This is a genomic window from Pedobacter hartonius, from assembly GCF_900107535.1.
GTDB classification, from domain to species: domain Bacteria; phylum Bacteroidota; class Bacteroidia; order Sphingobacteriales; family Sphingobacteriaceae; genus Pedobacter; species Pedobacter hartonius.
In genome coordinates this window covers 66,253-80,591 of the sequence record NZ_FNRA01000002.1, presented here as the reverse complement: position 1 = coordinate 80,591, position 14,339 = coordinate 66,253, and the positions used below count along the sequence as shown (strand labels likewise).

The window sequence follows — 14,339 nt, the reverse complement described above, 5'->3', positions numbered from 1 at the left end:
TTATTATTGTTCAAAAATTGATGCTGTATAGTTGAGTTTCCCTGCGGATAAAAAAAATATATTTGAATGAAAACTATTGGCGGTCTCAAACGTTTAATAGAATACTATAAGCAAATATGTTTCAAACTCAGACAAGTGATCTTCAGCTATGGGCATCTATCCGTCAGGACGATGAATCCGCCTTTAACGAACTTTTTAAGAGATATTGGATACGATTATATAAGACTGCCTATCAATATCTTAAGGACAAGGAGGCCAGTGAAGAAGTTGTTCACGATGTATTCCTGAATATCTGGGACCGGCGCGGCGAACTGGAGATTCTCACCTTTTCAAGCTATATGCTTACTGCCATCCGCTACCAGATTTATAACCGGATGAGGGCTGCAAAATCCCCGCTGATCTATGGTGATGACCAGATACCGATGAATAATTTCCCGGATTATAATAGCGCTGAAAATAAAATTGAAGAGCAGGAGCTTCACCAGGAAGTGTATAGTTATCTGCAAAGCCTGCCAAAAAGATGCCAGGAAATATTTTGTATGAGCAGGATAGACCAGCTGTCAAATGACGAGATTGCACTGAGACTGGGAATTTCAAAAAGGTCGGTAGAAAATCAAATTACCATAGCCCTTAAACATTTGCGGATTTGCTTAAAGCATTTAGCAGCCATTATGCTCATGTTTTTGTGAATATATTTGTACGGCTGAACAAAACCCTGATATCAAAAGAGGTGCTCAGCTTGCAGATGACCACCTCTTTTGATACTTAATAAATATGGGTTAGCCCCAGAGGTTCTCAGGGTAAATTCCTTCTTTGATCAGCTCATCTATACTTGCCTGTACGATAGGCTTATCTTCTTTATATGTTACTCCAAACCATTTACTATCCGTAGGTACCACTTTGAAATCTGCTTTTTCTGAATTTAAAAGTGTTTCTACGATAATCGGGATAAAAAATTCTGATTTGGGATCGTCCTGATGCGACAGGGCAAATTCTTTGAACAGTTCTTCAGACAGTTTAAATACTTCAGGTGTGAAACCCCAGAAATTCATGGAAACGCGTGTATCCAGGTCTAAAGGATATTGTTTCGCATCTTCTTCATAAACAACAGCCTCTCCGTCACGAAGCACTTTTGTTCTTTCGATGATCTCTTCCAGGTAACCATCATGGCTAACTTTACACACCCCACGGGATACAGATCCGAAATCAGACAGGGTTTTGGCAATCTCGTAACCGATCATGGAATAGTTGCTGCCGGTAACTTCTTCTGTAAGGAATTTAACCATTTTCTCGAAAGAATCCAGGCCGTAAAAATCATCGGCATTGATTACGCAGAAGGGCTCTTTGATGGCATGTCTTGCTGCAAGGATTGCATGCCCGGTTCCCCATGGTTTGGTTCTTTCTATTTCAATATCTATCCCGTATTGTTTGAGATCAAAGTTTTGAAATACGTAGTCTGTTTCAATCTTTCCATTCAGCTTACGTTCAAATATAGCTTTGAAGTTGTCTACAAAATCTTCTTTTATGATAAATACAACCTTTCCGAAACCAGCTTTAATGGCATCGTAGATAGAGTAGTCGATGATTGTTTCCTCGTTTGGTCCGAAGCCATCAATTTGTTTCATACTGCCATAGCGACTTGCCATACCGGCTGCGAGAATTAATAAAGTAGGTTTCATTTTTATTTGGTTAATTTATGGCCCCTGGCCATGTTAGTATAAAACGCCATAAAAAAGCGTGCCTGAAAGAAAGGCACGCTTTTTTATTTCTGCGAAGATAAGATGTTATTTGTTGTATTTAAAATCGTGGTCTTTTTTAATGTTCAGCAGTGAATGATAGATGAGGCTGATCACATTGTCCACATCTTCTTTATGGATCATTTCTACCGTGGTATGCATATAACGTAATGGCAGGGAGATCAGTGCTGAAGGGACACCGCCATTGGAGTAGGCGAAAGCATCGGTGTCTGTTCCTGTGGAACGTGACGAAGCCTGGCGCTGGAATGGGATGTTATTTTTTTCAGCAGTTTCGATCAGTAATTTATTGAGGTTTGTTTGTACCGCAGGAGCGTAGGATACTACCGGGCCGCGGCCGCAGGCCAGATCACCCTGGGTAATCTTGTTGATCATGGGCGTAGAGGTGTCATGCGTAACATCGGTAATGATTGCGACATCAGGTTTGATCCTGTAAGCGATCATCTCGGCACCTCTCAAACCGATCTCCTCCTGTACGGAGTTTACAATGTACAGTCCGAATGGTAACTTTTGTTTGTTCTCTTTTAACAAACGTGCTACCTCAGCGATCATAAATCCTCCGGCACGGTTATCCAGTGCACGGCCAACATAATAGCGGTCGTTTAGCACCATGAATTCATCTTCGTAGGTGATCACACAGCCTACATGTACACCCAGGGCTTCCACTTCCTCTTTGGTAGTACAGCCGCAATCCAGAAAGATGTTTTTTAAGGCAGGAGCTTCTTCTTTTTCTCCGGCGCCACGGGTATGAATAGCAGGCCATCCGAAAACGGCCTTTACCATTCCTTTATCAGTATGGATATTTACTCTTTTGGAAGGTGCGATCTGGTGATCTGAACCACCGTTCCTGATGACATAGATCAGGCCGTCACTGGTGATATAGTTCACAAACCAGGATATCTCATCGGCATGTGCTTCGATCACTACTTTATAGGTTGCCTTCGGATTGATTACACCTACCGCTGTACCGTAGTTATCGATAAAGCTTTCGTCGATATAAGGTTTCAGGTAGTCCAGCCAAAGTTTCTGGCCGGGGTATTCAAATCCTGTTGGGGATGGGTTGTTGATATATTCTTCAAAAAATTCAAGTGATTTCTTATTTACGACAGATACATGTTTCTGCTGGTCGTCTTTCTTTTTAGCCATCTTTATATATTTATGATAAACAAATATATAAAGATGACTTTAAGCATCACAACAAGTTCGCTTTATTTACAAAGGAATGTTTCCGTGTTTCTTTCTTGGGTTGTTCACCACCTTATTCTCCAGCATTTTAAACGCTTTGATTAGTTTTATGCGTGTTACGGCAGGTTCTATGACTTCGTCCACAAATCCGCGCTCTGCTGCGCGATATGGGTTGGCGAAGATACCGGCGTACATCTGTTCTTTTTCGAGCAGCTTCTGTTGCGGATCAGCGGCAGAGCTGATCTCTTTTTTAAAGATGATTTCTGCAGCACCCCTGGCACCCATTACTGCAATTTCTGCAGTAGGCCAGGCATAATTCATATCTGCACCGATGTGTTTGGAGTTCATTACATCATAGGCACCGCCATAGGCTTTCCTGATGATCACTGTAATTCTTGGAACGGTAGCTTCACTGAACGCGTACAACAGCTTTGCACCATTGGTAATGATGGCATTCCACTCCTGGTCTGTTCCGGGAAGAAAGCCGGGAACATCTTCCAGCACCAGCAGGGGAATATTAAAGCAATCGCAAAACCTCACAAAGCGGGCAGCTTTCACTGAGGCGTTATTATCCAGAACACCTGCAAGGTATGCCGGCTGATTGGCAATAATGCCTATGCTTCTTCCGGCAAGGCGACTAAAGCCGATTACAATATTCTCTGCAAAATCTTTATGTACTTCCAGGAAGCTGTCCTGATCTGCCAATTGCTCAATTACGCTTCTTACATCGTAGGGCTGATTTGCATTTTCCGGTATGATCTGATTCAGCAAAGGCCTGCCCTCATCCTGGTTTTGGCTATAGGCCAGCGGGGATGGGACCTCCTCACAATTCTGCGGCATATAGCTCAACAGTCGTTTGAGATGATTAATGGCTTCCAGTTCATTCGCGCACGCAAAATGGGTTACGCCGGATTTTGTAGCATGTGTATAAGCACCACCGAGTTCTTCCGAGCTTACCTCCTCGTGGGTAACTGTTTTCACCACGCTGGGGCCGGTAACGAACATATATGAAGTGTGCTCCACCATCAGAATGAAATCTGTGATTGCAGGAGAATATACTGCTCCGCCTGCACAGGGGCCCATAATAGCTGACAGTTGCGGGATAACGCCGGAAGCCTGCACATTCCTGTAAAAGATATCTGCATATCCGCCTAAAGAGACCACGCCCTCCTGGATGCGGGCACCGCCGCTGTCATTCAGTCCGATCAGCGGAGCACCGTTCTGCAGGGCCAGTTCCATGATCTTACAGATCTTCTCGGCATGGGTCTCGGAAAGGGAACCACCGAAAACAGTAAAGTCCTGCGAGAACACATACACCAGCCGGCCATTGATGTTTCCGTAGCCGGTAACCACGCCATCCCCGGGATATTTTTCCGCTTCCATCCCAAAGTCGGTACTCCTGTGGGTAACAAGCATGCCGATCTCTTCGAAGGAACCTTCATCGAGCAGGAAATGTAGTCTTTCTCTGGCGGTCAGTTTGCCTTTTTGATGCTGGCTTTCTATCCTTGCGGGGCCACCGCCAAGCCCGGCTTCTTTTATTTTGTCTTTTAGTGCTGCTATTTTATTATCCATTGGAATAATTTGTATAAATGTAGAAATTACCAGCGATATTGTAAACGCAATGTAAATACATCATCCCTGATATCATCCATATAGTTTTGCAGTTGCGTGGAAGAGTTGATCACCCTTTCATTATATGCGGTCAGTTTTACTCTGGGATTCACCCGGTAGGTCAATCCATATCCCAGTGTACGGAATTTGATGTCCCCGGCGGTGGTATTGGCGGCAAGGCCAATCTGCTCTTCAGTAACCTTAGTATTAGGGTCGTACACGTCGTAAGCGGCAAGCAGATTGAACCTGGTTTCAGCGATCTGCTGGCTAAACCAGATGTAGTAGCCGCTGAAATCCCTGAGGTAAAGATCCGTGGCAGGCTGAACGGTGAAGCTCTGACTTGCTACAGGTCCGGTGATGTTATCCGAAGCCGCGACGCCTGGCTGAGTGCCCGCCACATATTCTGCCTTCAGCGTTGTTGCTCCGAAAGGGTTATTGTACTGAAGCTGAAGATTACCGCCAAAATAGTTTCTTTTGAAGTTGGCACCTTGGTAATCCGGGCTTGTGTTTTTTGTGAATCCGGCAGCATTACCTGAATAGTAGCTTTCGGTATCATTGCGTACTGACCCTTTATAGAAGGAAGCCCCGAAGCCAATCTGCAGTTTACGGTCAGCCAGGCTATCAAATTTGAAAGATAAATTACCGATGATATCCTTCTTAGAATCGTAATCCCTTGCATAGAGCCCGCTTCCATTTACGATGGCCAGATCTGCGTTCAGGAACTTCAGGGGCTGATAGCTGAGCATTGCACCAATGTCACGCTCGCGCGGCATGAGGGTTTGAAATATTCTTGCCCGTTCAGGAAAATCCCTGTAACCGGAAGAGTATACGATGGAATATCCGAATGGCCGGTTGAAAAGCCCGGCGGTTAAACGCAATTCATTGTGATCGGGCTGCTGTAACTGGATAAATGCATCCATCAGGTTGATGCCATTTTGGGTAGCATCGAGCTGGAAGACAATACTGGAATACTTATCCACACGGTCAATTTTGAGCCGCCCCCTGCGGATGATAAAGCGGTTGTCGGAATTTTCGGCGAAGTCGCCCCCGGAGAAGGAGGAGATACCTGAAGACTGCGCCTGCTGGAATTGTGTTTGCAGGTAACCCGTGATTTTTATGTCGTGCGGGTCGTAGGAGGAAGGCGCGTTATTATTTTGGCAGAAGGATAAAAGAGGAGCGAATACTAAAAATAGTGGTATACCGTATTTCATAGGCTGATTTAGAATTTGCGAAAATACAGTTATTGTCAGATTATTGTTACATCATATTCAGAAAATTGTAAGGGTATCTTGGCACTAAGTCATAAAAGCCCTGAATATATTTTTTTTTAATATTTTTTCGTGATTAAAGAATCTTTGATGTTACATTTGAATTATAAATAGCTGAAAACCGGAGAATGCAATTGTATAAATATCCTTTATATATCTTCATCTTTTTTATGAGCGTTTTCACATTGAAAATGGTAGTTTCTGCCGTGCCTGTTTTTACCTGCATGGATAAATGCAATGCAAACTCCATGCTGCTCGATCTGGAGCAGGAACATAGTTCGGAAGGAGATTCAAAAGACCTGCTGAAATATATAGATTATAAGTCTGCCGATATACATTACAGTTACATTTATGTCCCTTTGCTGCAGGAATCGGGTATCAAAAACTGCTATATAGACCATTTTAAACGGTATGTTAACCCTTACCATCCCTCGGTGCCCACTCCACCTCCAAACTCCGCCATCATTTAGACAAACCCGATCTGGTCCTGAAGGGGATTCATTATTATTATTGGTTAAGGAGTAATTCATCATGTTATGGAGAATGGAAACTCAGTCTTTTATAGATTGGATATTAAGAAATATATCCTGAAAAAGAATTTAAAGCGCGATCTGCCAGCCAGCCTGGTTGTTTTTTTTGTTGCGCTGCCTTTGTGCCTGGGCATTGCCCTGGCTTCAGGAGCCCCGCTTTTTGCGGGAGTGCTGACGGGAGTGATCGGCGGGATCATTACAGGCAGTATCAGTGGTTCACAGCTCAGTGTCAGCGGCCCTGCTGCAGGATTAACAGTAATTGTACTGGGAGCGATCACAGAACTTGGAAATTATCAGGTATTCCTTCTGGCAATAGTGCTGGCCGGAGGGTTCCAGATTATTCTAAGTATAATCAAAGCGGGTACCATAGGCAACTATTTTCCTTCAAGTGTAATAGAGGGAATGCTTGCCGCTATCGGGCTGATACTGATTCTTAAACAGGTTCCCCATGCACTGGGTATAGATATGGATTTTCTGGATGAAAGTGTTTTCAGAAATGACCATAACGGTGCTTACGCAGCGATAGGCAGGGCCATGACGCAGTTTAATCCGGCGGCGCTGATCATCAGCGCGGTTTCCATCGCCACGCTGCTCTATTGTACAAAGGAAAGAATGCCAAAGGGTGTACCGGCGCCGCTGATCGTAGTGGTCCTGGGTGTTGCATTGGGTTTAGCTTTTAAGCAGACCGCATATGCTTTACGGCCCGACCAGATGGTAACGATCCCGACAGTAAAAGGCTGGGAAGAATTTACTTCCCTGTTCACTCATCCTGACTTTAATGCAATCGGCAACAAGAAGATGTGGACTGTTGCGGTAACCATCGCTATCGTTGCAAGTTTGGAAACACTGCTGAGTCTTGAAGCGATAGACAAGATCGACCCAATAAAAAGAGTGTCGCCCACCAACAGGGAACTCCTTGCCCAGGGGATTGGAAATATCTGCAGCGGAATGCTCGGCGGATTGCCCATGACCTCGGTCATTGTACGGAGTTCTGCGAATGTAAATGCGGGAGCAAGAACAAAAATGTCGGCCATTTTTCACGGCTGCTGGTTGCTTGCTGCCCTGCTGGTCATTCCGGTGCTGATCAATATGATCCCACTGGCCTGCCTTGCGGCCATCCTGCTGTTAACAGGTTATAAACTGACCAGGATAAGTTTATTTAAAGAAATGTATGCCAGGGGCTGGGACCAGTTTGTACCATTTGTAGTTACCCTGATCGCCATTCTGCTGACAGATCTTTTAAAAGGAGTTGCCATAGGAATGATTTTAGCCATTTTCTATCTTTTGAGAATAAATATGCGCAATTCTTTCTTCTACAAAATCCAGGAGGAGGGGAACAAAAAGAATCTCAGGATTAAACTGGCAGAGGAGGTTTCATTTCTTAATAAGGCTGCTATTCAGGTGATGCTCAACAATATTCCTAAAGAAACCAATGTCATCATTGATGGCAATAACTCCAGGTATATTGATCCGGACGTGCTCGAGACTATCTTTAACTTCCAGCATCATGCCTATACGAAAGGCATTTTGGTTACACTGGAGAATATCAAAAAACATTACAGCGTTCCAAAATTAACAGACGAGATTATTCAAGATATCAATAAATAAATATTATGTGCTCAAAATTATCAGATCGTAACCACGAAATTACATACGAAGGACTACTGCAGGGTAACAAAGACTGGGTCGCGGCTACTTTAGCTGAAGACCCTACCTATTTCGACCGGCTGTCGGCAGGACAAAAGCCTCCCATCTTATGGATCGGCTGTTCAGACAGCAGGGTTCCTGCCAATCAGATTACCAATACCAATCCAGGAGATATCTTTGTTCACCGCAATATCGCAAATGTTGTTGTACACACCGATATGAACATATTGAGCGTACTCGATTATGCAGTCAATGTGCTGGAAGTAGAACATATCATTGTTTGCGGCCATTACGGATGCGGAGGTGTAGAGGCTGCACTTGGAAATAAACAGTATGGTATCATTGACAACTGGTTAAGAAATATAAAAGATACCTACAGGCTGCATTACCATGAGCTGGACCTGATCTCAAACGATAAAAAGAGGTTTGACAGACTGGTTGAACTGAATGTGATTGAAGGTGTTTTTAACCTGACCAAGACATCGATCATTCAGAACAGATGGACCAATGGAAAAAAACTGGGCATACACGGCTGGGTGTACAGCCTTGAAACCGGACTGATCAGGGATCTGGAAGTTACGACAGAGTCAAATGATCATATTTCTTCTGTGTTCAAAATGAATGTGAAAGAAGATTAGAAACAGTAAAACGAAAGGAGGTCGTATTTAAACAGCCGCCTTTCATTTTATATAGACATTCTTTACCCGTCTGGTTATCCCAGGAAAGGATAGCGGTAGTCTTTTGGCGGATCGAATGATTCTTTAATCGTACGCGGAGACACCCAGCGAAGCAAGTTGATCATTGAGCCTGCTTTATCATTGGTACCAGAACCTCTGGCGCCGCCGAAAGGCTGCTGGCCAACAACAGCGCCGGTACATTTATCGTTGATATAGAAGTTACCGGCTGCATTACGCAGGGCGACGGTAGCCTGTTCTATCGCATACCGGTCCTGTGCGATCACCGCACCGGTAAGCGCGTAGACAGAAGTAGTATCGATTACTTCCAAAATGCGGTCGAACTCAATGTCGTCATAAACAAATACCGTCAACACCGGTCCGAACAGCTCCTCACACATGGTGGTGTATTTTGGATCTTCAACCACCAGTACTGTAGGTTCTATGAAATAACCTTTAGATTTATCATAGTTTCCGCCGGCAATGATCTCTACCCCTGATTCAGCTTTTGCCTGGTCAATATATTTTGACAGCTTATTGAAGGAGCGTTCATCGATCACTGCATTGATGAAATTGCTGAAATCTTCTGTACCACCCATTTTGAAGGTTGCAAGATCGCGCAACATCAGTTCTTTGATCTTAGGCCAAATGCTTTTTGCAATATATACCCTTGAAGCCGCAGAACATTTCTGTCCCTGGTATTCGAAAGCGCCACGCAGAATTGCAGTGCTTGAAACCTCAGCATCTGCTGAGCCATGTATCAGGATAAAATCCTTACCACCGGTTTCGCCAACGATACGGGGATAGGTTTTATATTTATGAATGTTTGTACCTATTGTTTTCCAGATATTCTGGAAAACTGCAGTAGAGCCGGTAAAATGTATACCCGCAAAATCAGGACTGTTGAAGATCACTTCACCCACTTCAGGACCGTCGGCATAGATCAGGTTGATCACACCATCAGGCAGGCCTGCTTCGATGAAGATCTCCATGAGCAGATTGGCTGCGTAAATTTGTGTATCCGCAGGTTTCCATACCACTACGTTTCCCATCAATGCTGCTGATGTAGGCAGATTGGCTGCTATAGCCGTGAAATTGAATGGGGTTAAAGCAAAAACAAAGCCTTCAAGAGGGCGTTGCTCTACCCTGTTCCAAACACCTTTAGGCGAAACAGGGGGCTGCTGTTGATAAATTTCAGACATATAATTTACGTTGAAACGTAAAAAGTCTACCAGTTCGCAAACGGCATCAATTTCTGCCTGGTAAGCATTTTTAGACTGTCCCAGCATAGTCGCTGCATTTAGCTTGTAGCGGTATGGGCCTGAAATCAGGTCAGCGATCTTTAAGAAGATCGATGCACGCTGTTCCCATGCCAGGTTCTCCCATTTTGCTTTCGCTGCCAGTGCAGCATCAATTGCCTGCTGAACATGGGTTTTGTTACCTATACTGTACTGTGCTAGAATATGTTGGTGATCGTGCGGAGGAGTAACTTTTCCTTTTGTTTCGGTATGAACAGGCTTTCCTCCGATATACATGGGGATATTTCCTGTTTCTGAACGCGCTTCAGTTAAAGCGGCTTCCAGTAAATCCCGTTCTTTAGTTCCGGGTGCATAACCAAAGATTGGTTCATTCACCGGTGCTGGTACTTTAAAAAATCCTTTGAGCATTTTATAAAATTATTTTTTTGTGCAAAGATAGTTTTTTATTTTATTGCCGGATAATCCGCCCTTCTATATGACAATTTCCGTTTATTAAAGGGTAATTTTTGCATAGCATCACCGTTGCTTAAATAATTCTTATTTTTGAGGGTAAAGCATGATAAGATACCTTCGATTACTACTGCTGCCCTTCTCTTTGATTTATGGTATAGTGGTTATACTGAGAAACAAATTCTATGACTGGGGATTTTTAAGATCTACCCGGTTTGATATTCCTGTGATCTGTGTGGGCAATCTTGTAGTGGGAGGGTCTGGTAAAAGTCCGGTAACAGAATACCTGGTAGAATTGCTGTCCGGATATAGCATAGCGATTCTAAGCAGGGGATACGGGCGGGATACCAGGGGTTTTTTATATGCAGATGCGGCTGCCACGGCAAAAACAATAGGCGATGAGCCCCTTCAGTTCTATCACAAATTTCCCGGAATAACAGTAGCCGTATGTGAAGACCGTGTGTATGGTATTCAGCAGCTGAAGGATGACCATGACCTGATTATCCTTGACGATGCTTTTCAGCACAGAAGCGTAAAACCAGGCCTTAGCATATTGCTGTTTGAATTTCAAAAACTGCTGCAGCCGCAATTTATCCTGCCCGCCGGGAATATGAGAGAGCCTTTCGGGGGCTATCAGCGGGCAGACGTTGTGCTTGTAACGAAGGCCCCGGAAAACGTAACGGCCATGCAAAAGGACTTCTGCACCGGGAAATTTAATGCTGAGACAGCAGAAAAGCTTTTCTTTTCTACAATCCGGTATGGTGAACTCGCCGGACTGTTTACAAAGGAAATATCCCACCTTGAAATACTTAAAGGTAAAACTGTCTTTTTATTAACAGGTATTGCCAATCCTAAACCATTGCTGGGCGAGCTGAATAAACATACCTCAGCCATTTTTCATCATGATTATCCTGATCATCATTCCTTCAGCCTGCAAAATTTAAGTAAATTGGTGGAGGCATTTCTGCAGCACCCTGCAAAAGAAAAAATCATTCTTACAACAGAAAAGGATGCGCAACGTTTATTTGATGTTACATTCAAAGAATTACTGTTAAATTTGCCCGTATTTTATTTACCTATCAAAATAGTTATCCAGACAGACCGTGCAGCGGCCTTTAATCAAACGATATTAAAATATGTTTCAGACACTCCACGAAACCGTTGAATATATAAAAAGAAAAAACGACAATTTCCAGCCGGAAATAGGGATAATACTTGGGACAGGATTGGGCGGACTGGTAAATGAAATTGATGTGGAATTTAGCATGATGTATTCCAATATTCCTAATTTTCCTATTTCAACGCTTGAGTTTCATTCCGGAAAATTAATTTTTGGAACATTGAAAGGTAAGAGGGTGGTAGCGATGCAGGGAAGGCTTCATTATTATGAAGGTTATTCTATGCAACAAATTACTTTTCCTGTACGGGTGATGAAAGCGCTGGGAATTCAATATTTATTTGTATCCAATGCAGCAGGTTCGTTAAATTCGGATTTTAAAAAGGGTGACCTGATGGTGATCAGTGACCATATCAACCTGCAGCCGGAAAGCCCGCTTCGTGGTATCAATGACGCGGACCTGGGGCCCCGGTTTCCTGATATGAGCCAGCCCTATCATAAAGGACTGATCGGAAAAGCGATTCAGATTGCAGCTCACGAGGGGATTTCCTGTCACCAGGGAGTATACGTGTCTGTAACAGGGCCAAACCTGGAAACAAAGGCTGAATATAGATACTTGCGTATCATTGGCGGAGATGCCGTTGGCATGAGCACTGTACCTGAAGTGATTGTGGCAAACCATATGAGTATCCCCGTCTTTGCAATCTCGGTTTTAACCGATGAAGGTTTCCCGGAGGTACTTTTCCCGGTTAGTTTAGAAGAAATACTGGCCACAGCAAGAATGGCTGAACCCAAGATGACAAAAATTTTAAGCCAGTTAATTGCTCAATTATAATGTATAAAACAATTGTTTTATTTCTCCTTATCTGCATCTCATTCGGAGTACAGCAGGCTATTGCTCAGGATCTGAAGACGACAGTGAACGAAAATAAAGAATTGGACTCACTGAGAAATAAACTGGAAAACAGTAAAGACTCTGTGGTATTCACATCGAGATTTGTACGTTATACAACGCTCAGACTAACTAAAGACAGCATTCAGACCCTGCCACTGGATACCAGTTTACGGGGCTTTCAGAATTTCAGTCCTATCGTTCAACCCCGGAGGCCTACCATCAATACCGGGAATATTGGGTTGGCAGCCCAGGCCTTGTTTTATGAGCCCTCCAAAAGAATTGGTTTTGACGCCGGGTTCCACTCTCTGGATTGGTATGCTATGGGGCATGATGATATCATCTATTACCAGGCGCGTACTCCTTTCACCAACCTGTATTATGCAGGCCAATACAGCGGCGATGCAGAGCAGCTCTTCAGGGTTACGCATTCGCAGAATATCAAAAAAAACTGGAACATCGGCGCAAGTTATAACAGGATAGGGGCAAATGGTATGTATACACGGCAGCGGGGCGATGTGCTGAACGGAACACTTTTTACCTGGTATACGTCTCCCAGTAAGCGCTACACGTTATTTGTCAATGCTATTTTTAATACCCTGAAGGCCTATGAAAACGGGTCAATCACCAATGATACAATTTTCAACTCCAGCACTGTTATTGACCGGTCTGCCCAGGGAGTAAGGTTAACAAATTCGAGACAGATCTATAGAAAAAACACGTTTTTGGTAAAACAGACCTATTTTGTGGGCCGTATCGATACACTTGATCAGGAGATATCAAAAAAGGTGCTGCCAACCAATAAGGTCACGTATAGTATAAGATATGATAAAGACTCTTATGCTTTTCAGAAAAACGAGGGTGATGACCATACTGTATTGCCGGCAGGCATAAATGATCTGGTGTTTACCAATGACAGTACCTCTGTTCAGCATATACAAAATGAATTTATCTACAGTTTCTTCTTAAGGGGCAAATCGAGCTCTGTCATCAAGAATGAGCTAAAGCTTGATGCAGGGATCAGGCATGACTTTTATAATTATGCACAGGTAGTGGGGCGTTCAGACAAAACAAATTATTATGAACATACCAAGGCATTTCAAAATGTTACACTGCTGGGCTCTGCCGGATATCGTTTCAGTAACCGGGTAGACTTAAATCTTGATGTGCAGCAGATCTTTCAGGGAGAGCAGGCGGGAGACTTTATCTACGAAGCTAAGAGTAATGTGCTCGTGAGCAAAAATATAGGAAGGATCATCTTAGGGGCTTATATTCAAAACCAAACGCCTGCAGAGATCTATAACAATTATTACGGTAATCATTATAACTGGCTGAACAACTTTGACCGTACTAAAACCGTTAATTTTTCTTTTAAATATGTCAACGATAAACTAAGGCTGGATGCTGGTGCGGAATATTACCGCATCAGTGGTTATCTGTATTTTAAACAGGTTAATCCAGATGTGGATTCTACCTCCATCACGCCGATGCAGGAAAGTGGTTCCATCAATTTACTGAAGATCACTGTTGGAAAAAAACTGAGTTACGGTAAATTTAACCTGGATAGTTATATTGTTTATCAGAAGACCAGTAACCAGTCGGTCATGCCCACACCGGAGTTCTACACCTTCAATAGCTTTTATGTTGACCAGACCGTTTTTAAAGTGCTTAAAACCAACATTGGCGTAGATGTCCGTTACAACACCAAATATGCCAATTATGCTTATAATCCGGCAGTAAGCCAATTTTATATTGGCCGGGGGGTGAAATTTTCTACCACGCCTATCGTAGACTTCTGGATCAGGGCCAGCCTGAGGAAAGCCAACATCTTTTTAAAGTATGAATATGCCAACCAGGGTTTAGGGTCTCAGGGTTATTATACGGTGTACAAATATCCAATGCCTGATAAGCTGTTTAAGATTGGTGTAAGCTGGAATTTTTACGATTAACTA

General features: G+C 43.4%; 12 protein-coding genes. 7 read left to right on the top strand and 5 right to left on the bottom strand.

Translation table 11 applies throughout. From position 1 onward, the window contains the following. Positions 1-116: 116 nt before the first annotated feature. Positions 117-689: an RNA polymerase sigma factor gene (locus tag BLW16_RS03820; RefSeq protein ID WP_090555269.1), complete on the top strand. Its 573-nt coding sequence runs from the start codon at positions 117-119 to the stop codon at positions 687-689. A gap of 90 nt (positions 690-779) precedes the next feature. On the opposite strand, the gene BLW16_RS03815 is transcribed toward BLW16_RS03820, so the two are convergent. From BLW16_RS03815 to BLW16_RS03800, 4 genes are all read right to left on the bottom strand, one after another. Further along, the gene (locus BLW16_RS03815) at positions 780-1,679 is read right to left on the bottom strand and encodes a nucleotidyltransferase family protein (RefSeq protein WP_090555268.1); all 900 of its coding nucleotides are present in this window, start codon (positions 1,677-1,679) and stop codon (positions 780-782) included. A gap of 105 nt (positions 1,680-1,784) precedes the next feature. Continuing rightward, on the bottom strand, positions 1,785-2,900 hold the full coding sequence (locus BLW16_RS03810) for a M42 family metallopeptidase (RefSeq protein ID WP_090555267.1): 1,116 nt from the start codon (positions 2,898-2,900) through the stop codon (positions 1,785-1,787). Positions 2,901-2,966: 66 nt separating this feature from the next. Continuing rightward, positions 2,967-4,511 (bottom strand): acyl-CoA carboxylase subunit beta, encoded by a 1,545-nt coding sequence (locus BLW16_RS03805; protein ID WP_090555266.1) that lies wholly within the window; start codon positions 4,509-4,511, stop codon positions 2,967-2,969. A gap of 26 nt (positions 4,512-4,537) precedes the next feature. Further along, complete coding sequence (locus BLW16_RS03800) at positions 4,538-5,761, bottom strand: porin family protein (RefSeq protein WP_090555265.1); 1,224 nt, start codon at positions 5,759-5,761, stop codon at positions 4,538-4,540. Between the two features lie 227 nt (positions 5,762-5,988). Here BLW16_RS03800 and BLW16_RS03795 point away from each other — a divergent pair, with 227 nt between their 5' ends. The 3 genes from BLW16_RS03795 (at position 5,989) to can (ending at position 8,633) form a co-directional block, all read left to right on the top strand. Beyond that, positions 5,989-6,288, top strand: a complete 300-nt coding sequence (locus BLW16_RS03795) for a hypothetical protein (RefSeq protein WP_245735118.1) — start codon at positions 5,989-5,991, stop codon at positions 6,286-6,288. 66 nt (positions 6,289-6,354) lie between these two features. Beyond that, positions 6,355-7,956: a SulP family inorganic anion transporter gene (locus BLW16_RS03790; RefSeq protein WP_090555263.1), complete on the top strand. Its 1,602-nt coding sequence runs from the start codon at positions 6,355-6,357 to the stop codon at positions 7,954-7,956. Positions 7,957-7,961: 5 nt separating this feature from the next. Further along, a complete protein-coding gene (gene can, locus BLW16_RS03785) occupies positions 7,962-8,633 on the top strand; it encodes a carbonate dehydratase (RefSeq protein WP_090555262.1) in 672 nt (223 codons plus the stop codon). 74 nt (positions 8,634-8,707) lie between these two features. Here can and pruA read toward each other — a convergent pair whose 3' ends face one another. After that, positions 8,708-10,336, bottom strand: a complete 1,629-nt coding sequence (pruA, locus tag BLW16_RS03780) for an L-glutamate gamma-semialdehyde dehydrogenase (protein ID WP_090555261.1) — start codon at positions 10,334-10,336, stop codon at positions 8,708-8,710. Positions 10,337-10,484: 148 nt separating this feature from the next. On the opposite strand from pruA, the gene lpxK reads away from it, so the two are divergent. From lpxK to BLW16_RS03765, 3 genes are read left to right on the top strand one after another with little or no spacing between them, the layout of a single operon-like run. After that, a complete protein-coding gene (lpxK, locus tag BLW16_RS03775; RefSeq protein WP_090555260.1) occupies positions 10,485-11,543 on the top strand; it encodes a tetraacyldisaccharide 4'-kinase in 1,059 nt (352 codons plus the stop codon). Then, complete coding sequence (locus BLW16_RS03770) at positions 11,515-12,330, top strand: purine-nucleoside phosphorylase (protein WP_090555259.1); 816 nt, start codon at positions 11,515-11,517, stop codon at positions 12,328-12,330. Before lpxK ends, BLW16_RS03770 begins: the two co-directional genes overlap by 29 nt. Next, the gene (locus BLW16_RS03765) at positions 12,330-14,336 is read left to right on the top strand and encodes a putative porin (protein ID WP_090555258.1); all 2,007 of its coding nucleotides are present in this window, start codon (positions 12,330-12,332) and stop codon (positions 14,334-14,336) included. The genes BLW16_RS03770 and BLW16_RS03765 overlap by 1 nt, the downstream gene beginning before the upstream one ends. Positions 14,337-14,339 lie beyond the last annotated feature (3 nt).